The sequence below is a fragment of the Okeania sp. SIO2B9 genome, assembly GCF_010672505.1.
Lineage (GTDB): Bacteria > Cyanobacteriota > Cyanobacteriia > Cyanobacteriales > Microcoleaceae > Okeania > Okeania hirsuta.
Genome location: NZ_JAAHGK010000513.1, coordinates 1 through 4932 on the forward strand (window position 1 = coordinate 1; position 4932 = coordinate 4932).

At 34.2% G+C, this 4932-nt stretch carries 4 protein-coding genes; 3 read left to right on the forward strand and 1 reads right to left on the reverse strand.

Annotated features, from left to right (window positions below; genetic code table 11):
* Window positions 1-385 precede the first annotated feature (385 nt).
* The 3 genes from F6K13_RS18040 (at window position 386) to F6K13_RS18050 (ending at window position 2887) form a co-directional block, all read left to right on the forward strand.
* Entirely contained in the window at window positions 386-1051 is a 666-nt protein-coding gene (locus F6K13_RS18040; RefSeq protein WP_124154486.1) for a 2OG-Fe dioxygenase family protein, read from the forward strand.
* Between the two features lie 594 nt (window positions 1052-1645).
* A complete protein-coding gene (locus F6K13_RS18045) occupies window positions 1646-2428 on the forward strand; it encodes an ABC transporter permease (RefSeq protein ID WP_124154485.1) in 783 nt (260 codons plus the stop codon).
* A gap of 279 nt (window positions 2429-2707) precedes the next feature.
* On the forward strand, window positions 2708-2887 hold the full coding sequence (locus F6K13_RS18050) for a hypothetical protein (protein ID WP_124154484.1): 180 nt from the start codon (window positions 2708-2710) through the stop codon (window positions 2885-2887).
* Between the two features lie 375 nt (window positions 2888-3262).
* Here the strand turns inward: F6K13_RS18050 and F6K13_RS18055 are convergent, their stop codons facing one another.
* Window positions 3263-4792: a SagB/ThcOx family dehydrogenase gene (locus tag F6K13_RS18055; protein WP_124147132.1), complete on the reverse strand. Its 1530-nt coding sequence runs from the start codon at window positions 4790-4792 to the stop codon at window positions 3263-3265.
* Window positions 4793-4932 lie beyond the last annotated feature (140 nt).

Below are 4932 nucleotides of genomic sequence, written 5' to 3' on the forward strand. Positions count from 1 at the left end.
TAACGATTCATTCTGACTCCTGACTCCTGACTCCTGACTCCTAATAAATAGCCTAGCTATTTTTAGCCAACATTTATTCAATTAGTATTAGACTTGTTGGCGTTGGTAATTTGAGGTATGATGTCTTGTCCGGATAAGAGAGCAAACAAAAAACTTTCTCCTTCTATTCCTCTTTATTCTTCTTTCTTTCCTCCTGACTCCTGACTCCTGACTCCTAAATAATTAAGATTAATATCATACATGCCCTTCACCAACGCCACATTTTTTAAAAAAAATTAATGCTTTGTATAATACTTAGCAACACTTCTCAGAAACCTGAGCTATACTAAAAATATAAACAATATAAAACTCAATTTTTACTCTATGAAAATAGGGAGAAATATCTATGGAAAAAGTCTTAGAATCAATTAATTTAGATTACGCTTTTATGTTTACCTACAAAAAGGTAAACTCAATTAGTATGGAAGGTTTTGAAGAGTTTTTTGCTGACCTTCCTGTCGATCCATACATAAAAGGTAACTATCGTTATAGAAGACTTTCTCGTTTTATTATTTCAGGGGAAGAGGTAATAAAACAGCCTCATGGTTATCTTTTCCAAAGCAAAAATTATAATCCTTTAGCTGGAGATATTAAAAGGGAATATGCTGAAATAGACGACAGACTTATCGCCTTAGATAACTTTAAAAAAATGATATTAGCCTTCTGTGATTCCTGCAAAATACATCCAGAAGCAGAAATAGGAGTACATCAAATTAGAACGATTTGTTCCCCTAAGAATTCAGGTAATCCAGCACCAGAAGGTATCCACAGAGACGGAACAGATTTTATTGGCATATTTGCAGTAAATAGACATAATATTCAAGGCGGTGCAACTCATCTTTATACTGCTAGAAAAGAAAAGCCAGTATTTAGTAAAATTCTCAATCCTGGGGATTTATTATTGGTAAATGACCATGAATTTTTCCACTTTACAACTCCGATTAAACCTGTAACTGAAGAAGTAGGATATCGAGATGTATTTGTTCTGACTTCTCCAAGTTTGATTCATTGAAGAAGAGAGAAATAACGACTAAAGATAGAGATTTTTACTTTTGATAAGTTGTCTGTAGACTTGTTGCTAGATAAGAGGAAATTAAACTTATTATTTTTCAGAATTACCTTTTCCTGAATTGGAGGGGAATTAGGAAAAAATAAATCTCACTGTTTCACTCCTCCACTATTAAATTTAATACCCCACCCTTACCTGCTATACATCAATTAGAATGCAGATTTAACTCTAACTCAATAATTGCTAAAACTCCCGAATCACCTTCTTGAAAAAAAGGAGATTAATATCAAATTCATATAAAGTTGCATAGAATAATATTTGAATTAGAGTTGACTGTAAATATAGATCAACAAGACAAGTGAATAAATTTCATAATTTTGTGCAGTCTCACATATAATTGGCATAAACTAAACATTATTTTGATATAGCAATCAAAAATCTTTTGTAAAAAATCTAAGGATATATAAAAACTCTGAAACTTTTACTCCTGTTGCCTGTTTCCTCTTCCCTAAATTCAAAGATATTTTTACCTACAACTGAAATAGGATTGCTGTATAATTTTTAAAGATGTAAATTTTCTGATGAAATCAAATAAAAATGGAACGATACCTACAAATATTAAAATTATTTTGGGGGACAGCGATCGCTGCTGAATTAGAATACCGCTTCAATTTTGTTATAGCAGCAATCAGCAGTTTAGGGAATTTATTAGGTAGCTTATTTGGGTTATTTTTATTTTATAGAACAGGCTATAAATTTGATGCTTGGAATTGGGAAGAAGCTTTAATTGTCTTAGCAATTTTTACTATTTTACAGGGTATATCTGCTATTTTTTTGACTCCAAATCTGAATCGCATTGTCACACAAGTACAAGAAGGTACTCTAGATTTTGTACTACTAAAACCTATCAGTAGTCAATTTTGGCTTTCTACTCGTACAATTTCTCCTTGGGGAATACCAGATGTAATTTTTGGTATTCTGTTATTGGAATATGCTGGTAGTAAATTAGGCTTAGGAATAGATAATTATTTGTTTAGTTTAGTACCCCTAGTCTGTGGGATAATTACTCTTTATAGTCTGTGGTTTATTTTGGGTTCAACAAGTATTTGGTTCGTCAAAATTTATAATGTGACAGAAGTCCTCAAAGGCCTATTAGAAGCAGGAAGATACCCAATGGGTGCCTATCCCAATGCTTATCGTTTCTTTTTTACTTTTCTAGTACCAGTTGCATTTTTAACAACAATTCCAACTCAAGCAATCTTAGGTAGAATTGGAGGAACTTGGATAATAGTTTCTTTTATTTTGGCAAGTGGGTTATTATTTGCTTCTATTGGATTTTGGCGGCTGGCTTTGCGCTACTATACAAGTGCTTCTAGTTAATAAGTAGGTGGGCAAAATTATTTGTATATTTATACTGAGATATATATACTGAGATATATTTTCTGCCCCCTCTTCTTTACTTCTAAATGTTAAATTAATCTTCCACAGGTACTTAATTTAGCAATGGAACCAAATCAACTTTTAAGTGAACTTGAGGAAAGTTTAGATTCTGAATAGTTACTACAAGAAATAGAACAACAGCAACAGCAGGAAGAACAACTTTCTGAAGAAACAAAATTTTCACAGAAACCTCTGATCATCTTATTATTATCTATTCTAATGATAGAAGTAAGTATAGTTGTCTATGCTCTACAAGCTAGTCAAAGAATAGTAATTGTTTCTCCTGAAGAAAAAGATTTCAAAGAAGCTCAAAAACTAAATATTCAAGCTAAGAATATGGTTAAATATCAACCACTCCCTCCTCATCCACCGGAGGTATGGCAAGAAGCTATAGATTGACTCCAAGAAATACCTCAAGATACTTTTGTTGCTGCCGAAGCAGTAGAAAGATTAGATGTCTACCATATTTGATTTCATTAGAGTTGTCGCTAAATAGAGGGAAAAAATCGCTCCAACCTAGACAGAGCAATAATTCTAAGCATTTTTAATTTCTAATATCTAGAATCCTTACAGAACAAGGTTTTTGGGGATTTTTTAAGTCATAAAGCGACAAGTCTATTATAGAAAGGTAGCACAGTCAAACTTTTTTATAGCGGTTTTCATTAACATAGAATACAGCTGTCATATCTGTAACTTATTAAACTTAAAACATACTTATATTTTGTCTGTAGTCTACCTTTGTGAAAATCGCTATAATTATGCTACCCAATCCTATTATTGTGATCGCGCTTGGCCTAAGGTAGAAATATACACAACGGCTTCATCTACAGGAATACCTAAAACTTCATTCACATAATCGTCAAAGAAACCACCGATACCACTAACACCTAAATTAAGATAAATAGCTGCTAAATTTAGCCTTTGCCCAAGATGGCCTGCATCTGCATGGAGGTAACGGTAAACGCGATCGCCATATTTTGCTACAGCTTTTTTGAGGTCAGCGGTATGAAATAGCACAACAGCAGCATCTCTCCCTAATTCCTGCTCCAAGCACAGAAAATGTAGCTCTTGTCGGAAATTTTTAAACCTAATTTGCCGTAACTCTTGAGCAACTGGAGCATAATAATAACAACCTTCTTCTAAACCATCTACTCCTGAAACAGCAATAAATGTTTCGATTAAACTCAGGTCAAAATAATCAGGGTTACGATCTAAGTCTTGATTAATATAATGATCGGGTTGATAAGTAAAATCTAATGCTGCTAATAGTTCCTTTAAAGCAATTGGTTCCCCTGTATATTCCCGAGTAGAGCGTCTTTTGAGAATTGTTTTTCTTAAAGCTCTTAAGTCTTTGCCCCATGAGATAGAGGGAGTGACAGTGGAGACTTTTGTACAGAATGGAAAGTTGTATTTATCTTCTGAGTATTCAGGAGTTTCTCTTGTTTTCCAGGTAGGCACTTTTGGAGAATTTGAGTTGATGTGAGCAGCTTGATGTAAATATTTTAGCAGTTCACCATCTGGAATCATAGGGTAATCTGTTTGAGTGCTAGAAGGTAAAGCACTTTCCCATTGTGAGAGATTTTGTTCAATATCTAGTAGGTCTGCCAGAGCGATAATAGCGATCGCCTGTTCTTCTTGAGTATCTAGATAAAGCATTTGATTTATTGCTTCATCGGTAAACCCACCAATTAGATGAGGTCGATAGTTGGTGAAAGCAGAAGCTAATTCAATATTACCTAGTAAATGACCTGTATCTAAAAATATTCTTCTATATGCTCGGTCTTCGTAACGCCAAGCAGAACGATAGAAAATAGTAGTTATGGCGATCGCTAATTTTGTATTTTCTAAAGCTGGATGCCAAAAACAAGCATCTTGCAATTCTGGCCAGATTCTATTATCCCAAAATCTGAGTAAGGAATGAGTTTTGGCCTGATAATTATATAGTCCGGCAGGTAATAGAGGTGTGCCACGGGAAATTAAATAAACCTCCGCAGGATACAAACCTCCAGCAGAGGGAGCAGCTCTTAAGTAATGATTTCCCATAATTGTTGCCACTTTACCAGTTAAACCATAGCTACATAAAAATAAATTAGATAGCCTTTCTCCTTCTCCTAAATCTTTTTCTTGATCAATTTGTTCTTGTAGATAGGGTTTGAGGTCAATAGTTGTCCCGACTTTATATTCTTTGAATGGTATTGGTTGTTTTTCCCAGTCTAGTTGGTTATTCTTACTTGCTATTGTTTCTGGGTCGTATTTTGTCCGTTCATGGTAGTGTTGAGCGATGGATTGTTTAACTTCTGTCATAATTCTTGTTAGGTTTTATCATTTTCTTTGTGGGTTTAATACCCCACCGTCTACACGGTGTTCAAAATTACTTGGGGTGAGAATCCCCATGTAATTTTCCTCCTGTCTCCTGTCTCCTGTCTCCTGTCTCCTTCTTCAAT